Source organism: Massilia sp. S19_KUP03_FR1 (assembly GCF_036688685.1).
GTDB lineage: Bacteria > Pseudomonadota > Gammaproteobacteria > Burkholderiales > Burkholderiaceae_D > JALYUM01.
In genome coordinates this window covers 282,092-305,785 of record NZ_JAQQPS010000006.1, presented here as the reverse complement: position 1 = coordinate 305,785, position 23,694 = coordinate 282,092, and the positions used below count along the sequence as shown (strand labels likewise).

The 23,694-nt window shown below is 61.4% G+C and carries 17 protein-coding genes; 10 read left to right on the top strand and 7 right to left on the bottom strand.

Going from position 1 to position 23,694, the window contains the following annotated elements; genetic code table 11:
* The 6 genes from V6M87_RS09225 to tssK form a co-directional block, all read right to left on the bottom strand.
* Positions 1–599 (bottom strand): DUF6531 domain-containing protein (locus tag V6M87_RS09225; protein ID WP_332876315.1); only part of this gene is annotated, 599 nt, incomplete at its 3' end.
* 84 nt (positions 600–683) lie between these two features.
* Positions 684–1,124: a hypothetical protein gene (locus V6M87_RS09220; RefSeq protein ID WP_332876314.1), complete on the bottom strand. Its 441-nt coding sequence runs from the start codon at positions 1,122–1,124 to the stop codon at positions 684–686.
* A 130-nt stretch (positions 1,125–1,254) separates the two neighbouring features.
* The gene (locus tag V6M87_RS09215) at positions 1,255–1,707 is read right to left on the bottom strand and encodes a hypothetical protein (protein ID WP_332876313.1); all 453 of its coding nucleotides are present in this window, start codon (positions 1,705–1,707) and stop codon (positions 1,255–1,257) included.
* Positions 1,704–6,677 (bottom strand): RHS repeat-associated core domain-containing protein, encoded by a 4,974-nt coding sequence (locus V6M87_RS09210; RefSeq protein WP_332876312.1) that lies wholly within the window; start codon positions 6,675–6,677, stop codon positions 1,704–1,706. Before V6M87_RS09210 ends, V6M87_RS09215 begins: the two co-directional genes overlap by 4 nt.
* A 9-nt stretch (positions 6,678–6,686) precedes the next feature.
* Positions 6,687–9,704, bottom strand: coding sequence for a type VI secretion system Vgr family protein (locus V6M87_RS09205; protein WP_332876311.1), 3,018 nt, complete (start codon positions 9,702–9,704; stop codon positions 6,687–6,689).
* A 441-nt stretch (positions 9,705–10,145) separates the two neighbouring features.
* Entirely contained in the window at positions 10,146–11,495 is a 1,350-nt protein-coding gene (gene tssK / locus V6M87_RS09200; RefSeq protein ID WP_332876310.1) for a type VI secretion system baseplate subunit TssK, read from the bottom strand.
* Between the two features lie 232 nt (positions 11,496–11,727).
* Here tssK and tssE point away from each other — a divergent pair, with 232 nt between their 5' ends.
* The 4 genes from tssE to V6M87_RS09180 are packed head-to-tail and all read left to right on the top strand — an operon-like array spanning position 11,728 to position 15,361.
* Positions 11,728–12,186, top strand: a complete 459-nt coding sequence (tssE, locus tag V6M87_RS09195; protein WP_332876309.1) for a type VI secretion system baseplate subunit TssE — start codon at positions 11,728–11,730, stop codon at positions 12,184–12,186.
* Positions 12,187–12,211: 25 nt separating this feature from the next.
* On the top strand, positions 12,212–14,047 hold the full coding sequence (gene tssF / locus V6M87_RS09190) for a type VI secretion system baseplate subunit TssF (protein WP_332876308.1): 1,836 nt from the start codon (positions 12,212–12,214) through the stop codon (positions 14,045–14,047).
* Positions 14,011–15,120 (top strand): type VI secretion system baseplate subunit TssG, encoded by a 1,110-nt coding sequence (gene tssG / locus V6M87_RS09185; protein WP_332876307.1) that lies wholly within the window; start codon positions 14,011–14,013, stop codon positions 15,118–15,120. The genes tssF and tssG overlap by 37 nt, the downstream gene beginning before the upstream one ends.
* Positions 15,121–15,172: 52 nt before the next feature.
* Positions 15,173–15,361, top strand: a complete 189-nt coding sequence (locus tag V6M87_RS09180) for a hypothetical protein (RefSeq protein WP_332876306.1) — start codon at positions 15,173–15,175, stop codon at positions 15,359–15,361.
* 73 nt (positions 15,362–15,434) lie between these two features.
* Here V6M87_RS09180 and V6M87_RS09175 read toward each other — a convergent pair whose 3' ends face one another.
* Positions 15,435–15,713 carry a PAAR domain-containing protein gene (locus tag V6M87_RS09175; RefSeq protein ID WP_332876305.1) on the bottom strand — a complete coding sequence of 93 codons (279 nt, stop codon included), beginning with the start codon at positions 15,711–15,713 and terminating at the stop codon, positions 15,435–15,437.
* A gap of 857 nt (positions 15,714–16,570) precedes the next feature.
* On the opposite strand from V6M87_RS09175, the gene V6M87_RS09170 reads away from it, so the two are divergent.
* The 6 genes from V6M87_RS09170 to V6M87_RS09145 all read left to right on the top strand — a co-directional run bounded on the left by V6M87_RS09170 (position 16,571) and on the right by V6M87_RS09145 (position 23,583).
* Complete coding sequence (locus tag V6M87_RS09170) at positions 16,571–17,599, top strand: LacI family DNA-binding transcriptional regulator (protein ID WP_332876304.1); 1,029 nt, start codon at positions 16,571–16,573, stop codon at positions 17,597–17,599.
* A 28-nt stretch (positions 17,600–17,627) separates the two neighbouring features.
* A complete protein-coding gene (locus V6M87_RS09165) occupies positions 17,628–19,115 on the top strand; it encodes a sugar ABC transporter ATP-binding protein (protein WP_332876322.1) in 1,488 nt (495 codons plus the stop codon).
* 52 nt (positions 19,116–19,167) lie between these two features.
* Positions 19,168–20,112, top strand: a complete 945-nt coding sequence (locus V6M87_RS09160) for an ABC transporter permease (RefSeq protein WP_332876321.1) — start codon at positions 19,168–19,170, stop codon at positions 20,110–20,112.
* A 56-nt stretch (positions 20,113–20,168) separates the two neighbouring features.
* Positions 20,169–21,122: a substrate-binding domain-containing protein gene (locus tag V6M87_RS09155; RefSeq protein WP_332876303.1), complete on the top strand. Its 954-nt coding sequence runs from the start codon at positions 20,169–20,171 to the stop codon at positions 21,120–21,122.
* A gap of 227 nt (positions 21,123–21,349) precedes the next feature.
* Positions 21,350–22,405, top strand: a complete 1,056-nt coding sequence (locus V6M87_RS09150; protein ID WP_332876302.1) for a sugar phosphate isomerase/epimerase family protein — start codon at positions 21,350–21,352, stop codon at positions 22,403–22,405.
* A gap of 29 nt (positions 22,406–22,434) precedes the next feature.
* Complete coding sequence (locus V6M87_RS09145) at positions 22,435–23,583, top strand: Gfo/Idh/MocA family protein (RefSeq protein ID WP_332876301.1); 1,149 nt, start codon at positions 22,435–22,437, stop codon at positions 23,581–23,583.
* Positions 23,584–23,694: the final 111 nt, after the last annotated feature.

Genomic DNA, 23,694 nt, shown 5'->3' with positions numbered 1-23,694 from the left:
TCGTCGTAGTCGTAGGCGGCGAGCTGGCGCACCAGCGCGCCGTCGCGGATTTCCCACAGCGCGCGGATGCGGCCGCTGTTGACGTCGATCTGGGTACCGGCATGGGCGACGACGGTCTCGCCCTGCTTGCTGACGATGTCGCTGAGCACCGCCTCGCCGGCGACGATGTGGTCGTAGCGCAGACCGAGGGCGGCGCCGTCCTTGGCGTGCAGCGCGATCAGCCGGAAATGCTCCTTGCCCAGCGCGGCTGCCTTAGCGCGCACGGTGTCGACCAGTTCATAGGTTTCGCGCCAGGGGCTGGGCTCGCCCTCTGGCAGCGGCTTGCCGAAGTCGAGCGTGAGCAGGGTGGCGCTCATGCGGGTGAGGGTGATTTGCTCGACCTGGTCGTGGTGCTTCTCGCCGATGCCCAGCCACGCATAGCGGTGGCTGCGGCCGTCGGCGGCGTGATAGAGCAGGGCGCTCGGCTTGCCTTGGCCGACGACGTCGATGCGGGTGCTGTACGGGGTCAACCAGCGCGCGCCGAGAGGGCCACGGTCGTAGGCGACAAGATCGCTGCGGTAGGTGCGGCTCCACTCGATGGGCAGCGGCGCATCGAGCACGAAGTCGGTATGGGTAAAAGTTTCGGCGCCGGTGGCGAAGCTGATCGAGTGCGCGGTTCATCGCAAACCTTCTCTCGAACGACCTCACCGGGGTTTCATGTAGATTTGTGTCACAAAGTCACGTGATTCATAACTTACGTCAACTTGCCCCCACGCGAAGCGCCACGTACGCTGCCTATCTCTTTTATTATCAGGTGGACCTCCGACCATTTTTTCTACAAAATTTAAAAGGAGACGATATTCCTCTTTCACCGACTTTTCACTTACATCGTCCCACCCTTTGCTGGTGCATGGCCCATCTAACCAGCGCAATACTAACCGAAGAATACTTTTCTCTGACAACCTGATGAAAATGCCAAACCTCATATTGTCTGCTACGGTCTCTACGTAATAGTAACTGCCTACACCGTCTTCTCGCTTTTCAATCAGACCTTCTTCGGCGAGAGTATTTATATATTTATCATCAGAGACAGTACGAATATTTTTCGCGCCGAGATTGATCTGCCCTTTAAAAAAATTAATCATGGGCTTGTCAAATTAATCGTTGATCCTTTTTTCATACTTTTACGATTTTTTGCGGTGATGTAATACTGCGTTCCGCCGCCCGGACCGTGCTGATCATTAGCTAAACGCCTTGGCGGTTCAGTCAGCACGATCAGGACTGACCTAACCCAGGCTTCATATAAATGTCCGCCTGAAAGGCACGTAGGTCATAGCTCACGTTAAGTTGTCCCCACTTCAGGCGCCACGAACGCAGTCTATCTTTTTTATTGTCAGGTGGCCGCCCGACCAGTTTTTCGATTAAACCCAATAAAATACGATATTCACCTTTCACAGCTTTTTCGCTTACGTCGTCCCATCCTTTCATAGAACTGTCTAACCAGCTCAATCGTAACCAGTCGATTTTTCTATCTCGCAAAGAGATAAAAATGCCAAATCTCATGCCATCCGCAACCGCTTCGGCGTAAAAATAAGGCTCCCCTCCACCAGGGTCTCTTCGTTTCTCAACTGAACCTTCTTCGCTAAGAGCATTTAGATATTCATAATCAGACACGACGGAGATATTTTTCTCACCGACATTGATTTTTCCTTCAATAAAATTTATCATGGGTTTGTTAACTCCATAAGTGAGCCCTTTTTCATGCTCCCTCGATCGTTTGCCGCAATGTAATATTGCACTCCGCCCCCTTGTCCGTATTGGTCATTAGCTAATGCGTAGGCTGTCGCTACGCAAAGATCTTCTTTCAGCGTGAATTTCTGTACCTTCTCCCTTGCGCGGAATTTGAAGACTTTAGGATTATTTCCAGCATGCCCTACTTGGGTAGCCTCATGATATGCACTAACTGATTTCTTTGATGCTTCTAGAGTAGACTCGTCAGCAAAGAAACCGCCCGGCTTCTTACCGTAAGGATAGAGAGTATAGATAGTAGTTCCTTTGGCCAGCATCACATTCGACCAGCGGTCTTTATTTGGGTAAGCATCGCCGCTTTGAAATCTTGCTGCAGCCCGCGACGGATTTTGCGTGCCTTTACATGGCGTTCCACTACATATAGGGCAAGCTGCTTTCTTCTTCTCCGGGCGCAAACCCAGAGGATCGATCCAACCCGTCGGATTAGGCGCGTACTGATAGGCATTCATCCCGCCGAGCAGACCGATAGGATCAGCTGTTATGTAACGAGCGCTGTCCGGATCGTAGTACCGATACCGGTTGTAATGCAGCCCCGTCTCATCATCAAGGTACTGCCCCTGAAACCGTATCGGATTGCGCATCCCCGCCTTGCGCGCCGCCTCGCTGATCGCCTCTTTCGCTTCCCCCCACGCCTTATACTGCGCCGACCATGCGACCTTGCCTTCATGGTCGGTCAATTCCTGCGGCGTGCCCAGATGGTCGCATTGATAGAAAGCGATCTCTTCCTTCCCGAACGGCCCGGATTCCTGCTCGGCTTCACCATTCCATAGCGGATCGAGCGCATTGTCATATTTGCCGTCGTTGCCCGCCATAAGCGCTTTGACATCGGTGGTGGGTGCCAGTTTCAGCGATCCCCTTCGGGTAGCCTGCACCAGCGGCACGAAGCTGTCGCGCTCGTAGACGTAGTGCACGGTCCGTTCGCCCGCCGCATAGCCTTGGTGCACGCTGCTTTCCAGCGCCAGCGTGTCGCCGTCCCAGCCGTACATGGTCCGGCTTCTCTCGCGCAAGGCAGTGCCTTCCATCGCCTGGCTGTGCTTGGCGATGCGCCGCCCCAGCGGATCGTAGGCGAAGGTGGTCACGCCGTGCGAGGTCGTGGCGCGGGTCATCCGGTTGAACGCATCCCATTCATACGCCGACCGCTCGCCGTTTTGGGTACGTTGCACCAAGTTGCCGCGTTCGTCATAGCGGTAGCGGACGCCGGCATAGTCCTTGAGCAGGTTGTCGAGCAGCTTCGGCAGCGGCGCGCGGCGGGTGAGGGGCGCCTGCTGCGCGGGATCGGGCACCTGGATGTTCCCGGCCGGATCAAAAGCGAAGGTTTCCTGGGCCAGTGCGCTGCTTGCCGACAGCAGCCGTCCGACCGGGTCGTAGCGGTACTCGATGCGTCCGCGCCGGCCGTCTTCGATACTGGTCAGCTGGCCGGATGGGTCGTAGCCGTAGCGCCGATGAATGGCAGTTTGCATGCCGGCCTGGACGTCGGGACGGTACGGTGCTGTGTAAGCATGCCGGCCCTTTCGGCCGACCTGGTCGATGGCGCCGAGCTGCTGCTCGATCAGGCGGCCGGCCGGATCGTACTTCATCGTCTGCAGAAGGCCGTTGGCCTGGGTGCGGCCGGTTTCCTGGTAGAGCGCGTCGCGCTCGAAGGAGACAAGGTCCTGTCCATCGAGCAGCAGGCCGTGCACGTGGCCGGCGCCGTAGGTGAGCCAGTCGATGCGGTGGCCGTCGGGGCGGGTGGTGCCGGTGCGCTCGTTGAGTTCGTCGTGGTGGTGGTGCCAGACCGCAGTGCGTTTGTCGGCGTAGAACGGGCCCTGGTAGTGCTGGTGCTCGCGCACCAGGTTGCCGGCGGCATCGTAAAACCACTGCAACCTGGCGTGTTCGTTGTTCGCTTCGGCCAGCTGGCCGTTGGCGTTGTAAGCAAAAGTTTCGATCTGCTCGGACTGGCCGGTGGCCGTGGCGCGGCGTTTCAGGAGCCGCCCCATGGGGTCGAAGTCGAGCCGGGTGGTCACGCCCGCTTCAATGGTTTCCGCCAGCACGCCGCTGGCTGCGTCGTAGCGGTACTCGGTCGCCTTGCCATCAAAACCCTGTTCCTGCAGCAGGCGGCCGACCGGGTCGTACTGAAAACGGTAGACGCTGCCGTTTTCATTTTCCAGCGCGGACAGGCGGCCAAGCGCGTCCCACCGGTAGTGCAGGCTGTGTCCCAGCGCGTCGGTGCGCCTGGCGATCAATCCGGCCGCGGTGTAGCGGTAGGCGGTGGTGCGTTGCAGCGCGTCGGTGTGCGCCAGCAGCCGGCCTTCGGCGTCGTGGCGCAGCTGCTCCTGCCTGCCGTCGGGGTGGATGACCGCTTCCAGTTGGCCGGGGTAGTTGCCATTGGCGTTGCCGCTGCCTTCGCTGTGCGCTTGCGCCAGCGTTTCGGCGCTGAGCGGCGTGTAGCGGTAGCCCGTCACGTTGCCGGCGGCGTCGATGCGCTTGACCAGGCGCTGGCGCTCGTCGTATTCCCACTGGCTGCTGTGCCCGGAACAGTCGGTGTAACTGGCCAGTTTGCCGTCGGCGCTGTAGGCGAGCTTTTTGACGCCGCCCCTGGCGTCGGTGATGGCGACGGGCCGGCCGGCCTTGTCGTAGGCGTAGGCGGTCTTGTTGCCGCGCGGGTCGGTTTGTTCGGCCAGCTGGCCCTGGGCGTTGTAGTCGCGCTTCCAGGTGCCGCCTTCGGCGTCGCGGATGCCGGTGACGCGGTGCGCTCTGTCGTACTCGAAATGGACCTGGCTGCCGTCAGCGCGCGTGTGCGTAATCAGGTTGCCGTGCGCGTCGTAACGGTGATGCTCGCTGCTGCCGTCGGCGTGGATGTGGCGCACGACGTTCTTGGCGGCGTCGCGGAACAGCCATTCCTCGCCCCCGTCCGGATACACGATGCGGTAGGTGTAGCCGGCGATGTCGTAGTAGTAGCGCGTCTCGTGGCCGAGCGCGTCGGTCACGTAGGTCAGGCGGATGTTCTTGTCCCATTCGAGCCGGGTGTCGTCGCTGCCGTCGTCGGCCCACTCGCGGATCGCTTTTGCGTGCGGAGCGCTGCCGATGTCGTAGGCGAGGTTCATGCCGCGCCCGGTGCGATCGAGGTAGCGGGTGACGAGGTGGCGGTCGTACTGGTAGTGCCAGGCGGCGGCGTTGTCGTCCTGGGCGCGCACAAGGTCGTCGTGGTCGTCGTAGTCGTAGGCGGCGAGCTGGCGCACCAGCGCGCCGTCGCGGATTTCCCACAGCGCGCGGATGCGGCCGCTGTTGACGTCGATCTGGGTACCGGCATGGGCGACGACGGTCTCGCCCTGCTTGCTGACGATGTCGCTGAGCACCGCCTCGCCGGCGACGATGTGGTCGTAGCGCAGACCGAGGGCGGCGCCGTCCTTGGCGTGCAGCGCGATCAGCCGGAAATGCTCCTTGCCCAGCGTGGCTGCCTTAGCGCGCACGGTGTCGACCAGTTCATAGGTTTCGCGCCAAGGGCTGGGCTCGCCCTCTGGCAGCGGCTTGCCGAAGTCGAGCGTGAGCAGGGTGGCGCTCATGCGGGTGAGGGTGATTTGCTCGACCGGGTCGTGGTGCTTCTCGCCGATGCCCAGCCACGCATAGCGGTGGCTGCGGCCGTCGGCGGCGTGATAGAGCAGGGCGCTCGGCTTGCCTTGGCCGACGACGTCGATGCGGGTGCTGTACGGGGTCAGCCAGCGCGCGCCGAGAGGGCCGCGGTCGTAGGCCACGAGATCGCTGCGGTAGGTGCGGCTCCACTCGATGGGCAGCGGCGCATCGAGCACGAAGTCGGTATGGGTAAACGTTTCGGCGCCGGTGGCGAAGCTGATCGAGTGCGCGGTGCCGCCTTTGGCAGGGCACAGCTTGCAGGCGTTGGCGTCGCCCGTGGCCGGGCTTTGCCGGCCGATGGCGCCCAGCTCGTGGCCCGGGTTGTTCTTCTTGTGGTCCGCCCCCTTGGCCGACGGGACCATGGCCGGATAGCGCTTCTTGTGCTTGACGACCGCGTCGCGTAGCCGCATCAGTATCCAGCGGATGCTCATTTGCGCCCGTTCGTCGGCCAGGGCGGCGAGCTTGCCGCGAAACGCCGGTTTGAAGTCGGTCAGGTGGCCGATGATGCTTGTTATGCCCGCTACCGCGTTGTGCGGCAGCTGACTCGCTGCTACGGCAACAACGTAATTCGCGCTCTTCTTGTACTGTTGGCTGAGGGCGCCAAGCATGCGGCGCCAGCTGCTCTCCACCTTGGGGTCGTGCAGCTTGTCCGCCACTTCCGCGCGCGATGCCACCTTGAACAGCGGTTCCGTGCCAATGCAGCGCTTGAGGATGCTGATCAGATCGTCGGCAATACCGTCGGCAAGAGTGGCGCACTCGTCGAGCATCCCTGCCAGCTTGCCCATTGCGCCGTCGATGAAGGTCTCGAGCTCACCGGCCAGCGTGGCGTTGAGGTGCATGACCAGCACCTCGATCACTGCAGCGCCGAGGTCCTTGACGCCCAGTGCCAGCTTTTGCCGGACCAGGTGCAGCGCCGGCCGCAAACTCATGCGCGCCGCGCTCATCGCCGGCGGCACCGGGATCACGCCGATCAGGTTGATGCCCAGGCTGACCCATTGCAGGAAATCGATTTCCTTCTTGTTGATGTGCTTCTGGACGATCCCCACCATCTCCATGATGGTGTCGATCAGCGCCATGATGTTACCGATCACCGGCAGGCTGCCGGCCACTGTGCTCAGGCGCTCCAGCGTGATGTAGTCGTCGCTGATCGTGCGCAGCCATTGGTCGAAGGCGGCGGCGCCGGCGCCGATGTCTTGCGGGTCGATGGTGTCGAGCGGGGCGACGGCCACTTCCGGCGCGCGTTCGGCCGGTTTCGTCGGGGTTGGCGTGGGCGCGGTCATGGCGGCCTTTTACAGGACGGATTTTTGAAGGGGCGCGGGCGCGATTTCAGCGTCGATGCGCGGCAGCGATCCGGGCAAAACGAGGGTCGACGCGCCGCCCGTGAGCTTGGCCGCAACGTTGCCCGCAATATGGCCCAGGGCCGTCTGTGCGAGCGGCGCCAGCAATCCTTGTGCGCCGCCTTTTGGCAGCGCCTGCACCGCGCTTGCCGCTTGCTGTGCAGCTTGCGCAATCGCGCCGAACTGGTCGGCTGCGCCGTTGAGATTGCCTGCCGCAGCGTTGGCGCCGGCGAGAGGCGGTTCAGCCGCGCCAGCGGCAGCGACGCCAGCCTCGGACGGCGCCACGTTCGGCCATTCGCTTGCCTGGCCGAAGTAGCTGCCTTCATCCCACGGGTCGCGCGGGTCCTTGCCGTAGCTGACCGTCGCCATTCCCATCGGCAGGCCGGCCACGCTGGCGAAGCCATTGCCATCGAGCGTTCCCTGGTGGACGCCACCTTCGGCGTCGACGACGGTGTAGTCGCCTTGCTCGACGCCTTGCTTCCTGCTGCCTTCCAGGTTCACGTACTGGTGATACAGGTCGAGCTGTCCCGGCGCCAGCTGCACGGTCTGCGGCAAGGCCGGCGTGCCTTCGCTGCTGGCGGGGACCAGGCTGTGCTGCGCCGCGTGTTGGCGCCAGGTGCCGTTGGTGCCATGGACGATCCCCGCTGCGTTCCAGCGGCTGAAGCTGGTGCCGCCGTTGATCACCACCTCTTCCTTTGCCGTGATCGTGATCCGGTTGGCGGTGTGGGTGATGTTGAGCTTGGCCAGGATGTTGACGCTGTCTTTCAAGGCGCTGATGTCGATGTCGGCGCTGGCCGCCACCAGTTTCATGCCAGCCTTGTAGGCAAACATGCGCACCGCTTCCTTTACGCTCACGAGCAGGCTCTTGCCCGCAGAGAGGCTGGCATGGCCGCCGCTGGTCAGGGCGGTGTGCTCCACGCTCATCAGATGGGTGCAACCCTGGGTGCTCGCCTCAAAGCCGGCGGCACTGGCCAGCGTCAGGTGGGGCGCCTGGAATTCCGGGAATTCACCTTGCGCAGGCAGGCCCCCCTGGCCTTTGATGGCGTCGAGCTGCGCCTGCAGCGCGGCGGCAACCTGATCCTGGTCGCCCGGCTGGTGCGCCTGTGCCTGTTGGGCGATCTGCGACAGGCTCTCGTGCAAGGCCTGACCCTGGGCCATGCGCGCCAGCGTCGGCGCCATGTCGGTGATATGGGCGCCGGCGTTGGGCCGTCCTTCTGTGCTCAGCAGCAGGCCGTGCTGCGCCCGCACGGCGCCGTGGCCGTCGGTGCGCAGCTCGAAGCCCTGGCCGCGCGCGTCTTTGCGTCCGGCATTGTCTTCGATGCGGTGGATATGGCCGAGGCTGAGCTGGCTGGCGAGATGGTCGCTCTTGAGCTGCGCCTGAATTTTACCGGCGGTATCGTCGAGCACCAGATGATTGCTGCGCCCGCCGCCGTCCAGCTCGCGACTGCGCAAGCCCGACAGGACGGCCTGGCCTGGCAGCTGCCAGGGCGGCATCGTTTCGCTGTTGTAGACGATCCCGGTGATGAGCGGATGATCGACGTTGCCATCCAAAAACTGCACCACCACTTCCTGGCCAACCCGGGGCACGCCGATCTGGCCAAACTGGCCGCCCGCCACCGGCATGGCCACGCGCACCCACTGCGAACTTGCCTCGTCATACTGGCCGGCGCGGTCCCAGTGAAACTGCACTTTTACACGGCCGAGGCTGTCCGTGTGAATCTGCTGGCCGGCGGGACCGACGACCAGCGCCGTCTGCACGCCGGGGTCAAGGCAGCGCTCGCTGTTGTAGCCGCGACCGGGGCGCCAGCGCACGCTCTGGCGGATACAGGTCATGTCGTTGTTGTAGTGCGAGGGCGCGCCCGGCCCGGCCTGGTAATTGTTGCTGGCGTGGTGGTCGATGGCGACGATGACGTAGTCGCGCATGGCCATGTCCATGTTCGGCGGCTCGCTGCTGAAGTGGCCCAGCAGCCGGAAACTGCGCCCCGCCTGGGCGTTGCGGTCGTTGCCCCGCGCGTGAAAAAACTGCGTCATGGCGTCGAGTTCTTGCATGCTGCGCGTGGCCAGCGCCTCGCCGCGGGCGTGGTCGCGAAAGCCGTAGGCGCCGGTGTTCCTGAAGCGCTCGTAGGCAGTCACGCTATCCTGGCGGTTGGCGGAGAGGCCATGCGCGCGCTGGGGGCGCGGCTTTTTATAGTCGAAACTGGTCAACGTCAGCGCACCGCTGCCGATCCGCCGCGCCGGTTGCCAGCTTTTGATGCCGTCGGCCTCGGTGGCGCCCGATTCGTTGCGAAACACCATTTCACCGATGTCGCCCTGATTGCCCATGTCGATCCAGGGCGCGAACGCCGTGTTGTCGGCCAGGCACAAGGTATGCCCGTCGGCGCGGTGCTCGTATGTATAGTGCAGGCCGAGCGCTTCCCAGCGGCGGTGCAGGTGGTTGTAGTCGGTCTCGTTGTACTGGTTGGCGCAACTGAGCACGGGGTCATCGTCGGTGAGGGCGATGCGATAGTCGCGCTCCAGGTAATGGCCGAAGGTCGTTTCGGTCAGTTGGACCAAGGTTCTGCGCTGGAATGAGACGCAGTCTTCGCGCAACCGGGCAAACGTCAGCCAGGGGCTGAGCACCATGCGGTAGAAAGCGAAACCGCCGTCGGTCTTGATCAACTCAAACTGGCTCACGTAGCCATTGAAGTAGCGCAGCGAGCCGTCGGCGCGCACCAGCGACACCGTGGCCATTTTCGCCATCATCGCGTTGAGCGGGATGAAGGCGTTGTCGGAGAGCAGTTCCAGGTCGATGCGAAAGTCGCGCGACAGCTCTTCGCGCGCGTGCATGGTGTTGACCAGCAGCGTGCCTTTTTCGGGACCGTCGTCGAACGGAAAGTCCAGGCGCAGCAGCCGGTTCAATTGCGAGGCCTTGCCGAACACGGACAGGGTGGCGATGTCGGCCGCTGCTTCGTTCAGGTATTGGTGGGTCATTGCACCTCCATCGCCAGATGAGTCCAACTGGCCGAGGGCAAGTATTGCGCTGTTTGATTTTGGAAATTTGCGCAGGATCAATGGCGCCACGCCATCCATGCGGCCAGGGCAAAAGCGTGGCGCCGCAGCAACCGACTGATCACGCGCACCGAAACCAGCGGCAATTCAAACGCGAATCGTCATGCAGGTATCCGAACGGCTTGCTTGATGACGGCAAAGTTCAGTAATTTGAGGTGGCCTGATGTCTCGCGCCCCGCCCTTGCGGCAAGGATAACGACGAAATGGCGCGACAGGCCCGACACGCGCTGCGGGCCTGGCCTGTGGCCAGATACAGCCAACCAGCACCGGTCCTGACATACAGGTCCTTGGCATCGCTGCGTTTAGAGTTGCAGCGTTCAATCTGCTCCCGTTCAGCTGATTCTGGATGGTCGCTATCGTAAGCTATTTGGCAAGGGAGAATAATTCAACCTTTAACCCCGGAAGCCCGCCGGCGGCTTCTAATGTCAATGCCTGATTCCGCAGCATTGCTTCGTACAAATCACCTTTGCTCTCCAAACTAAAATAATGCGTGTTGGGCCGCACAGGTACAGCGGCCGGCACCTGCGCCATATGCATGAGCTTCACACCTGACAGCGCGTACTGGATGATGTTGTCGATGTTGGCCGGTGCACTGATCTTGAAAAGGGCTGGCACGGCTGCGACCAGTTCGAGTGCCGGCATCTCGGCGCTGACTGCAATGCCCAGCATGGTCGTTTCGTCCACCAGGTCCGCCCTGAGTGTGGCCACATGGCGGGTGGGCCGCGCCGGGTCCCTGACAAGCTCGATGACGTGATAGCGACTGGACAAGGTCACCTCGATCAAGTCGCGGATGATGGCGTCGAGTTGGAGAAAGCCCGCTGCCGCATCTTCATGGTCATAGGCGGGAAAGGTGTCGATGCTGTAGCGGCGCGAGAATGCCAGCAGGCCGCCAGCGAGTGCGCTGAGTTTGTCGAACAGGAACTCGGGGTGGTGGGCCCGGTAGCGCAGACAGTGCGACAGTGAGGCACTGGCGCTGGTAATGGTGTTGAGCAGAAGGTAGGAGGTGATGTCGATGTTTTGAATTTCGAAGACATCATCGCTCACCTGCCGGTGGCGCCCGTACAGCGCCTCGATCTTCACGTACAACTGCGCGAGCAGGCCCGCCAGCATGGCCTGCAGTGGGGTCGACGCTCCCGTCGACAAGGACGGCGCGAAGAAGGCCGGGTCGAGTTCGAAGCCGCCACTCGCCTTGCGCCGGATCCGCACGATCGGGAAAGCGACGTAGGCATCACGCGACTGGAATTGCGAGAGCAGTCGTACATTCTTCTGGAGAAACAGAACGGGCGTTTCGATGGCCTCCGAATACAGGTCGTTGGTGTCGCGGTCCCGCGAGGCATAGCGCGTATCGCGCTCGTCGGACGTACGCGACACGTTGTCGCCGTAGGGATTGAGTCGAGGTAAGGCGGCATAATAAGTACAGTGCTGAACGCTGGCCGGTAGTGCGCGCAGATCGATCGGCGTCGGCAGCTTTTCGATCGCCGATGCTTCATAGACTTCACCATCCTGAAAAATGAGCGACACAGCCGTCGCTTGCAACGAGTTGTTCACCAAGGCAGCGCTATCCCACTCGATCGCCCGCACGCCCCACAGGTGCGCATTGAGCGCGGTGGCGACGTGCTGCAGGCGCGCCTCGTGATACAGATCCTGCTGCTGGAACTGTTGCGGCGACAGCGCCAGTCCCTCGAACCAACATACTTTTGGCGGCAGACTCATCGCATTCCCCCTGGTCTTGTTTGATCCAATGCAAGCACTATGGAAGCGTAGCGGCCGTCTCAGTTGGCCGATTGATCTTAGTCAAGTTGCCCAGATTGATTTTTCGAAAGCTGCTCCTTTTGGACGGCCCTGCAACGATCGCTTCAGCAGTTGATATGGCGCAAATTCGCTGTTTTCAGCGCGGCAATAATTCTCTTCGATCCAGTGGGATCGCCCTGCTATGGAGGGATCGATGCAATCGCAACGCTACGCGCCTGGACTATTCGATCGGCTCATTGACGACCAGGGCGGCACGCCGGCCACCTGGACGCTTGACCATCTCAAGGAAGCGGTCGCGCGCGACCTCGAGTTGCTCCTGAACACCCGTGCGGCGATGCCGGAGCAGCTCTTTGCTGCCTATCCCGAGGCCAGCCGATCGGTGCTCACTTACGGACTGATCGACTTTGCCGACATGTGCATGACCAGCGACACCGACCGCAAGAAGATCTGCGCCGCCGTTCTGCTGACCATCAAGCGCCATGAAACGCGGCTGCAAGGCGTCACGGCCACGCTGCGCCATCGCAGCAGCCAGATCAACCGTTTCGACTTCGTTATTTCGGGAAAGCTCAAAGCCCAAGCCGCCTCCGACATGCTGCAGTTCGATGCGGTACTCGAGCCGTCCACGCAGCGCTATTCGATCCGCAAAACCTGAACCATTCCCGCATCGGCCCATGCCCATGGATGACATATTGAAGAAATACGAACTGGAAATGGTCCAGCTCAGGCTGCTAAGCAGCGAGTTTGCCCGGCGCTATCCTAAGGTCGCCGGCAAGCTGCAGATCGCCGGCGACGCGTGCGAGGATCCCCATGTCGAGCGCTTGATCCAGGCGGTGGCGCTGATCGCCGCCCGGATTTCAAAGCGACTCGATGACGACTACCCGCAATTTACCGAACGCTTGCTCGACGTCCTCCATCCCCATTACACGCGGCCGTTTCCTTCGTGCGCGATCGTGCGCTTCGACAAGGGCGTGACGGGCGAAGACGCGGCCCCTTCAATCAACCGGGTTGCGCGCGGCAGCATCCTCGATTCGGCCCCGGTCCAGGGCGTGCCTTGCCGCTTCCGCATGGCGCACGAGGTGGTCCAGTCGCCGCTTGGCATCGCATCGGCGAAGTTCGACGCGCTGATCAAGGCGCCGCCCGGCGTGCGTTTGCCGATCGCCGCGTCCTGCTCGATCGACATCGAGATTGACAACGGGGCGGGCCTGCCCCTGAATGCGCAGTCGCACTTGCGCTTGTTCATCGACGGCGAGGCGTCGTTTTGCGCGACGCTGCTCGACACGATGTTCCTGCGCGTGGTGTGTGCCCACCTTGAACTGGACGATGGCAGCTGGCTTGCTTTGCCTGCCATTCCGCTGCGGCGGGTCGGCTTGCGTGACGACGAGGCGCTGATCCCGTTCGGGGCGCGATCCCATCGCGCCTACCGCGTGCTCACCGAATACTTTGCCTTTCCCGAAAAATTCAATTTTTTCGACATCGATCTGGGCACGCTGTTTGAACACGCCGGGCCGGACTGCAAGCGGCTGACCTTGCACCTGGGCTGCGCCGGCGTGCGCGCCGACTCGAATACGGCGCGCATGTTGCGCGGACTGTCGGCTGCCAACCTGGTGCCCGGCTGCACCCCGGTGGTCAACCTGTTCACGCAGCCGGGGGTTCCCATTTCCTTCACCGGCCTGACCGCGGACTACCCGGTGCTCGCCCACGCGCAACACCCTCACGGCTACGAGGTCTATTCGATCGACAGCGTCCACATGGTGCGCCAGAGCGCTGGAACGTCCTCCCCAACCGAATTTCGTCCTTTCTATTCGCTGCGCCATGGCGAAGAGGCCGCTGACGCCGGCCATTACTGGGTCATGCGCCACGACGATACGGTCGCCGCCATCAGCCCCGGATTCGAGAAGCGCATTACCCTGGTCGACGCTGACCTGGCCATGCTGTCGAAGGATAAAAGCTGCCTCTCTCTCATGCTCAGCTGCACCAACCGGGATTTGCCGTCGAGGCTGAAATACGGTCAGCGTGATGGCGACCTGAAGTTGCTCAAAGGCGGCATGCATGCGCCGATCCGCTTCCTGCGGCGCCCTTCGCCGTCGTACCGCTTCCCATCCGGAAACGGCCAGAATTGGCGCCTGATTTCCCACCTGACCCTGAACCACCATTCGCTGGTGCAGGAGGGGCTGGAGGCGCTGCGCGAAATGCTGACCCTGTACGACTTGCCGCAGTCCGCCACTTCCCAGCGGTTGGTCAAAGGCATCGTCGATCTGGACTACGCCGACAGCGCCACCTGGATGCGCCGCAAACTGGGGCCCTGCCTGGTGCACGGCATCGAAGTGCGCCTCACGATCGACGAGGAGGCCTTCGTCGGCAGTGGCGTGCACATCTTCATTGAAGTCATCGACCAGTTTCTCGGGCTGTATGTGCAGCACAACAGCTTCGTCCAATTGGTCGTCATGTCGCAACAAACCGGTGAGGAGATCAAGCGATGCAAGCCAAGGAACGGCTACCAGCAACTGGTGTGATCCACCATCTGTTCGATGAACCCGCGCAGTATCAGTTCCGCCAGGCGCTGCGGTTACTGCTGCTGTGGCTGCGCGCGCAGGGCGTGACCTACGACGACGCCTTCAAGCACGTGTTGCGGTTTCAAAACAGCCTCTCGCTCGGCTTTCCCGCCAGCGAGATCGAGTCGCTGAAAGCCGAGCTGACCGGTGCGGCCGACCCGGCCGAGCACGGCGATCAGGTCGAGCCTGGCGTGCCCGGTCAGATTGCGCTCACGCCGGCGTTCATCGGCCTGCTCGGCGGCAGCGGCAGCCTCCCATTTCATTATTCCGAACGTATCGCAGCCCAGCAGTTGCAGACCAAGGACGGTAGCGCGCGCGCCTTCCTCGACCTCCTGTCGAACCGCATGGTTGGCCTGTTCTTCGAAGCTTGGGGCAAGTACCGGCTGGAAACGAGTGTCGACACGCACGGCGTCGACCCGCTGCGCGGGATGCTTGGCCAATTGGGCGGCTTCAAGGGCGCGGGCGCCCGGCGCCCCGCCAGCGGTGAGACTGACGTGGAAGCGTACTTTGCCGCCGCCTTTCGCACGCGGCCCGTGTCTGCCTTCGCCGTCGCCGATGCGCTCAGCGACCATTTCGGCGTGCCGGTCGAAATCGAGCAATTCGTTGGCTGCTGGGACAACATTGGCACAGACCAGCAAACCATCCTGGGCTGCGCCGAGCCTGGCTTGGGCCATGGCGCCGTATTGGGCAAGCGGATCTGGCGCCGCGACCTGCGCATCCGGCTCAATATCGGCCCACTCGATGCGGCGCAGCGCGATCGCTGTCTGCCACATGGTGCCATCGCCACGGGCATGAAGCGCATGCTGCAGCGCTTCGGCATGTCCAACCTGGACTGCGAGGTGCGATTGCTGCTCAAACCCGAATGCGTCCGCCCCGCGGTGCTGACCACAAACAAGTCCGCGCCGGACCGGCTCGCGTGGGGATGTTTCCTTGCCACTGCTCCCGGCTCGCCGACCAACGCCGACGTGCGCTACCTGTTCAAGATGCACGTCGCCCGGCCGCCGGCCGGGAGCCGCTTGTCCCTGGTCTCCTGAAACCTGCCCGCCTTTTAGCATGGTCACAACAATCGTCGACAAACGATTACGGATGAATTTGACCGAAGCGGCGGCCTATATCGCCGCCCTGTCGTGTTTTGGCGCTACCTCGCAATTGAATCGGCTGTTGCGGCTGGACTTTCCGTTCGGCGACGGTCCGGGAAAAGGTTCCCTGCTGGTCAACACGATGGACACGCGCGCGCTCCAGCAGGGGCGAGCGGTACCAGGTTTGCTGTCGTGATGACAGGGCATGAAATTTCCCAAGGCGAGCTACTGCATGAGGTCGAGTAGATCGTTCGGCATGGGCTTGGCGTTCAATCCACAGTTGCGGGGAGGCTGCCAATGAGCGTGCAGCCACATTCAGTGACACATCCCTCGACGGCAATCGGTACACCGTTTATTGTCACAGCGGGGTGAGCTGTGATGATCTTGTTGACGCCATGTGGCTTTCCGCCTGGGTAGAATTGCGGGCAATTGACTTGATCGCCGAGTCTGGCGATAGCGCGTCCTTGTATGTCTTGAGCAGGGGAACCATTGATGACGGTACCGCCGTGATCGGTTTTGTCTCCGACCGTAATTATTTTCTTGGGCAATTTATTCTCCTTGGCCCCGGTCCCCAAGAGCAACCTCTTTCAGGTGTATTTCCAATTAATCATTGGACCGGTTCGGGTAGTTTCCAACATAGGGCGACACAGCTGATGACCAGAAAGAGAAACTGCGGCTTATGTTCCCAAGCTAACGAGCTCGCTGAAGAATGTCGCTGCTAAACATGGTTCGGGAGCCAATAATTTCGATCATGTTGTTGTCCGTCGGGCCGCATGCCGAGTGCAGCAATCATTTTTCTACCGGATTCGTATGGCAGTCATGCTATACCGCAACTACCATGCAAGGATACAGATAGGTCTTGCGCATAAAGGTAGATAGCCCTTCTTCCAAACTCATGCAAACTTAACCATCCTAAGCTTTCTTGCCGTTGGATTCCTGCTTCGCCGAAACCAGTTTCATCTTACGTTGGCACGCAAAATCAGCGCCGGTCCTTCCGCTCGTAGGCCCTAATGGTGTCGTGTGCCACGAATCGTGCAAACGGCCGCATTGATCTTAAACGCTTTTTTCACATATTTCGTCACAAGCATTTTTGAAGACGTGACACAGATAGTGAAAAAATGCGCGATTCGTGACACAAAAAATGAACAGGTCGTGCAAGCGAAGCATGATGCCGCCTATGAGAAGCTCCCACGAACTGTTCAAGGCAAGAACGCTTGCTTCACCTGAAAATTGCACCCCAGCCTGATGTCAATTGAGGCAAGTTCTTATCAAAAAAGGCTCTGATGGGGTTTTTTGATGACGGAATTTTCTGGTTTAATTGAATTCCGCCTAGCATCGATAGTGCTTGCATCCGTCGTCATCTTGACTTATAAATGTAATCGATTACATTTATTGCAAGATAGCCATGCAGGCACTTGTCCCCCATCTTCCCACGCCGGACACAGTCGTTTCGATCAGCGCCGTCGCCGTGCACGCCGGCGTGTCGGTCGCCACCGTCTCGCGCGTGATGAACCAGCAGAGCGGCGTGCGGCCGGCCACGCGCGACAAGGTGCTGGCCGCCGTGGACGCGCTCGGCTACCGCATGAACCATCTGGCGCGTAGCTTGCGCACCGCCGAAAGCCGCATGCTGCTGACGATGGTGCCCGACGTCGGCAACCCGTTTTATGCGCAGATCGTCCGCGGCATCGATACGGTGGCGCGCCAACACGGCTATTTTGTGCTGCTGTGCGACACCGGCGCCGACGAGGGCCGTGAGCGCTCGTATTTTGATTTGCTGCGCATGCGCCGCGCCGACGGCGCCATCTGCCTCGACCCGGACACGATCCAGCATGCGCTGGCGCATGAGGCGGCCAGCCTGCCATGGGTCGCCTGCTGCGAATTCGACCCGTCGGTGGCCGTGCCGTATGTCGGCATCGACAATCACCGCGCCGCGGCGGACGCGGTCGGGCATTTGCTGGAACGCGGCCATCGGCGCATCGGCCTGATCAATTCTGACGAGCGTTTTGCGTATGCGCGGCAACGCCAGCGCGGCTATCTCGATGCGCTGGCCGGCGCTGGCATCGCGCCAGATCCGCGCTGGCGACGCACCGTGGCCAGCCTCGATTACGCGGCCGGCACGCAAGCGGTGCTGGAAATGATGGCGCAGCCGGATGCACCGACGGCCATTTTCGCCGTCTCGGACACCTTGGCGATCGGCGTGCTGAGTGGTTTGCGCCAGCTCGGCAAGCGCGTGCCGGAAGACGTCGCCGTCATTGGTTTCGACGACATCGATATCGCCGCGCAGATCGATCCGGGCCTGAGCACGATCGCCCAGCCGATGCGCGCGCTGGGCGAGACGGCGGCGCGCCTGCTGCTGCAGCGCCTCGCCGATCCGCAAGCCCATGTGCCGGGCGTGCTGCTGGATCATCAATTGGTGTTGCGGGGGAGTACCTGAGTGAAAGCTGAACCATGAAAGTGAAATGATGAGTGTCGCCGTCAGTTTCCAGGGTATTTGCAAGGACTTCGGTCCGGTGCGGGTCTTGCACGGCGTCAGTTTCGATCTGGCGCCGGGGCGGGTCTACGGCTTGCTCGGCGAGAATGGCGCCGGCAAGTCGACATTGATGAAGATACTGGCCGGTTACGAGTCCGTCAGCGAAGGCCAGTTGCTGATCGACGGCAAGCCACAGCGCTTTGCCAATTCGCGAGGCGCCGAGGCTTGCGGCATCATTTTGATCCACCAGGAATTCAACCTGGCCGAGCATTTGACGATCGCGCAAAACATGTTCCTCGGCCATGAAAAGCGCAAGGGCTGGCTGCTCGATGACGCCGCGATGAATAGCGAGGCGGCGCGTTATTTGCAGCAGGTCGGCCTCGATGTCAGTCCGGACACCAAGGTGCGCCAGTTGATCGTGGCTGAGAAGCAATTGGTGGAAATCGCCAAGGCCTTGTCGCGCAAGGCGCGCTTTTTGATCATGGACGAGCCGACCGCCACGCTGACGTCGGCCGAAACGCATCGCCTGTTTTCGGTGATGGCGCAACTGAAAGCCGATGGCGCGACGATTTTATATATTTCGCACAAGCTCGATGAAATTGAGCGCAACACCGATGAAGTCATCGTCATGCGCGACGGACGGTTCATCACGCGCGAGCCGACCGCAGGTCTGACGCGCCAGCAAATGGCCAATCTGATGGTCGGGCGCGAATTGTCCGACATGTTCCCGGCCAAGAACGTGCCGGCGCCGGACGCGCCGGTGTTACTCAAGGTTGAAGGCTTGAACGTGCCGGGCTGGTCAAAAGACCTGTCGTTCGAAGTGCGCGCCGGAGAAATCCTCGGTTTCGCCGGCCTGGTCGGCGCCGGCCGCACCGAGTCGTTCGAAGCGCTGCTGGGATTGCGTCCACGCGCTGGCGGCGCCATCCACCTGAACGGCAGGCCGGTTGACGTGCGCAATCCACGCCAGGCCATGCAAAACGGCATGACCTATCTGAGCGAAGACCGCAAGGGCAAGGGTTTGCATGTGAACCTGGGTTTGCGTGAAAACCTGACCTTGCTGACGGTGGAGCGCTACGCCCATCCGTGGCTGGACCTGAAGGCGGAAAAGCAGGCGCTGGGCAAGGCGGTCGACGAGTTCACTATCCGCACCCGCGACCTCGACAGCAAGGCGCGCATGTTATCCGGCGGGAACCAGCAAAAGCTGGCGTTGGCCAAGTTTTTGCACGCCGATCCGCGTGTCGTCATCCTTGACGAACCGACGCGTGGCGTCGACGTCGGCGCCAAGCGCGATATTTATTTCCTGATCCACAGCCTGGCCGCCCAGGGCCGCGCGGTGATTGTCATTTCATCCGAATTGATCGAATTGATCGGCCTGTGCCACCGCGTCGCGGTGATGCGCGGCGGCACTTTGCAAACCACGCTCGGCATCGAGCACCTGACCGAAGAGGAGTTGATTGCTCATGCAACCGGTACGCACTGACAGCAATACAAAGGGCAATGGCCTGTTGATATTATTGAGCACCATCAAAGGTATGGGGCCGCTGCTGGGACTGATCGCCCTGTGCATCGCCGGCACCTTGCTCAACGGCGAATTCGCCACCGTCGACAATATGATGAACGTGCTGACGCGCACGGCCTTCATCGGCATCATCGCCGTCGGCATGACGTTTGTCATCATTTCCGGCGGCATCGATCTGTCGGTCGGTTCGATGGCGGCGCTGATTGCCGGCTGCATGATTTATTTCATGAACAAGCTGGCCATGGGTGTCGGCGGTGTCATGCTGGCGCCGCTGACCATTGTGGTGCTGGGTATCTGCATGGCCATCGTGCTGGGCGCCGTGTTTGGCCTGGTGCATGGCTTGCTCATCACCAAGGGCAATATCGAACCGTTCATCGTCACGCTCGGCACGCTGGGCATTTTCCGCGCCTTCCTGACCTATCTGGCCGACGGCGGCGCGCTGACCTTGGACGGCACGCTGGCCGACCTGTACAGCCCGGTGTACTACGCCACCGTGCTGGGCATGCCGTTTCCGATCTGGATCTTTTTGCTGGTCGCCGTGGCTGGCGCCGTGATTCTGAACCGCACCACGTTCGGGCGCCATGTGCAGGCGATCGGTTCGAATGAACAAGTGTCGCGCTACGCGGCGATCCGCGTCGACTTCGTCAAGCTGTCGACCTATATGTTGCTGGGCATTTGCGTCGGCATCGCCACCGTGTTGTACGTGCCGCGCCTCGGTTCGGCGACACCGACCACCGGATTGCTGTGGGAACTCGAAGCGATCGCCGCCGTTGTCGTCGGCGGTACCGCGCTCAAAGGGGGCGAAGGGCGCATCATCGGCACCGTCATTGGCGCGATTTTGTTGTCGGTGATCAGCAATATCCTGAATTTGACCAGCATCATCAGCGTCTACCTGAATGCCGCTGTGCAAGGCATCGTCATCATCGCGGTGGCCTTCCTGCAGCGCGGCCGGAAATAGCGATTCGCGGTTTTATAACGGGTGGCCAAGCCGCCCATCACTTGGAGGAGAGCACCATGAACAGCATTACCCGAGTAGCAGGCGCCGGCGTTCTGGCAATGAGCGCACTGTCCGTGCAAGCGGCTGAAAAGCTGGTGGTCGGCGTGGCGATCCCGACCGCGACGCACAGTTTTACATCCGGCATTGTCTGGTGGGCCAACAAGGCCAAGACCGATCTGGAAAAAGCCCATCCGGGCTTGAAAATCATCGTCAAGACGGCTGCCACGGCGCCGGAACAGGCGAACCAGTTGCAAGATATGTTGACCGTCAACAAGATCAACACGCTGGTTATATTCCCGATAGAATCGGCGTCGCTGACGCAGCCGGTCGCGCAAGTGAAAAACAAGGGCGTCTACGTGACCGTCGTCGACCGCGGCCTGACGACGACCGACGCGCAAGACGCCTACATCGCCGGCGACAACACCGCGTTCGGCAAGCTTCCGGCTGAGTATCTTGCCAAAACGATGAATGGTAAGGGCAATATCGTGATATTGCGCGGCATGCCGACGACGCTGGACAACGAGCGCTACGATGCATTTACCGCCGTGATGAAAGCCAATCCGGGCATCAAAGTGCTGGACGCCAAATACGGCAACTGGAACCGCGACGACGCCTTCAAAGTGATGCAGGATTACCTGACCCGCTTCAAGCAGATCGACGCGGTCTGGGCGGCCGATGACGATATGGCGATTGGCGTGCAAAAAGCCATCACCCAGGCCAAACGCACCGATATCAAGCAAGTGTTCGGCGGCGCCGGCGCCAAAGGTGCGGTCAAGAAAATCATGGACGGTTCCGATCCATTAATCACGGCCAACGTATCGTATTCGCCGAAGTTCATGTACGACGCCATTAAACTGACGACGGAAGCGCGCTTGAAAGGCGCCAAATTGCCGGCCAACACCATCATTCCATCGGTGCTGATCACGCGTGAAAACGCCAAGCAATTCTACTTCCCTGATTCGCCGTTTTAATTTCGCCTTGGGGACGGACGAGGGCGTCGAGCTCACGATTATGAGGCAATTCATTGCTTTGTAATTGTGGCCTCTCCCCCGGTGTTATCCAAGACACCTAACATCACCTGCTGCGCGTCGCGATTTGCAGCCCGCGATGCTCATTGTGCATGCGCACAGTTCCGCTTCTTGTTCACAATTGACGGCCGCTCGCTACGGTCTTGTCAGGCGTTCTAAAGGAATCCACCATGAAAACCATTCATGGGCCAGCCATTTTCCTGGCCCAGTTCATGGGGGACGAGGCCCCCTTCGACAGCCTCGAACATTTGGCCGGCTGGGCTGCCGGACTCGGTTACAAGGGTATCCAGGTGCCGACCGATCCGCGCCTGTTCGACTTGAAACAAGCCGCCGCCAGCCAGGGCTATTGCGACGATATCGCCTCCATGCTGAGGGAACACGGCTTGCAGATCACTGAATTGTCGACCCATTTGCAGGGCCAGCTGATCGCCGTGAATCCGGCCTATGACGCGCTGTTCGACAACTTCGCCGCACCCCATGTGCGCGGTAATCCGGCCGCGCGCACCGCCTGGGCCTCCGAACAACTGCTGTTCGCCGCCACCGCCTCGCAGCGCCTCGGCCTGTCGGCCCACGTGACGTTTTCCGGCGCGCTGGCTTGGCCGTATCTGTATCCGTGGCCGCAGCGCCCGAAAGGTCTGGTCGAGACCGCCTTTGCCGAACTGGGCAAGCGCTGGCTGCCGATACTCGATGCGTTTGACGCTGCTGGCGTCGACCTGTGTTACGAGCTGCATCCGGGAGAAGATTTGCATGACGGCGTGACGTTCGAGCGCTTCCTGGACGCCGTCGGCCAGCACCCGCGCGCCAGCATTTTGTACGACCCCAGCCATTTCCTGCTGCAACAGCTCGATTACCTGGCCTTCATCGATATTTATCATCAGCGCATCAAGGCCTTCCACGTCAAGGATGCCGAGTTCCGCCCGAATGGCCGGCAAGGCGTGTATGGCGGCTTTTCTGACTGGCAAGACCGGGCCGGGCGCTTCCGCTCGCTTGGCGATGGCCAGATCGATTTCGGCGCGATCTTTTCAAAGATGGCGCAATACGATTTTCCCGGCTGGGCGGTACTGGAATGGGAGTGCTGCCTGAAGCATCCGCAAGACGGCGCGGCTGAAGGCGCCGAGTTTATCCGGCGTCATATCATCCGCGTCGCCGAACGCGCCTTCGACGATTTCGCCGGTGGCGCCGTCAGGCAGGAACAAATCAATGATTTGCTTGGCCTGACAGGCTGAGCATCACAGGAGACAGCGAGGAGACAGCGATGCAGCGACGTTTAAGATTGGGCATGGTGGGCGGCGGCCAGGGCGCCTTCATCGGCGCGGTGCACCGCATCGCGGCGCGGCTCGACGATCATTACGAACTGGTGGCCGGCGCCTTGTCGGGCGACCCGGCGCGCGCCGTGGCCAGCGCCGCCGACGTGCGCATCGCACCCGAACGCAGCTACACTAGCTACCATGAAATGGCGCGCGCCGAAAGCGCGCGCGACGATGGCATCGACGTTGTCGCCATCGTCACGCCGAATCATTTGCACGCACCGGTCGCCACCGCTTTCCTGGAAGCGGGCATTCACGTGATTTGCGACAAGCCGCTCGGCATGTCGCTGGCCGAAGGCCAGGCGCTGGCGACGCTGGCGCGGCACCACAACAAGTTGTTCGCGCTGACCCATACGTACACCGGTTATCCGATGGTGCGCCAGGCCAGGGCGATGGTCGAGGCTGGCGAGATCGGCGAGTTGCGCCTGGTGCAGGTTGAATATTCGCAAGACTGGCTGGCCGCGTCGATCGCCACCGGCGCGGTCGACAACTGGAAAAACGATCCACTGCGCGCAGGTCCGGGCGGCACCTTGTCCGATGTCGGCACGCACGCATATCATCTAGCGCAATTCGTCAGCGGCCAAAAGCCGTCCAGTCTGCTGGCCGAATTGAGCACCTTTGTGCCGGGCCGGCCGCTGGACGACCATGTGCAGGCGATGTTGCGCTATCCGAATGGCGCGCGCGGCACCTTGTGGGCCAGCCAGGTGGCGACCGGCTGCGAAAACACGGTACGGTTGCGCCTGTTCGGCAGCAAGGCGCAACTCGATTTTAATCAGGAAACACCAGCCGAACTGTGGTTCACGCCGCAGGGCGGCAATCCGCAGCGGCTGACGCCGGGCCGTGTCGGCAGCGCCGCCGCCGCGCATGCGACGCGGGTGCCGGCCGGGCATCCGGAAGGGTATCTGGAAGCGTTCGCGCAATTGTATAGCGATGCGGCGCGCCACATCATCGCACTCGACGCCGGCCTGGCCGTGCCGCTGGAAGCCTTGTGGCTGCCGACCGTCGATGACGGCGTCGACGGCATGGCCTTCATCGAGGCGGTGCTGGCCAGCCATCAGAATGGCGGCGTCTGGACCGATGTGCCGGCCACGTGTTGAAATTTGTTACGAGGCATGTCTACCTTAATGATGAGTTTGCTTTAAGAGGTATCGACGGTCGTATGCAAATGTCGCTACACTACCGACTCCGGTAAGTGCCCTAGTTGGCCC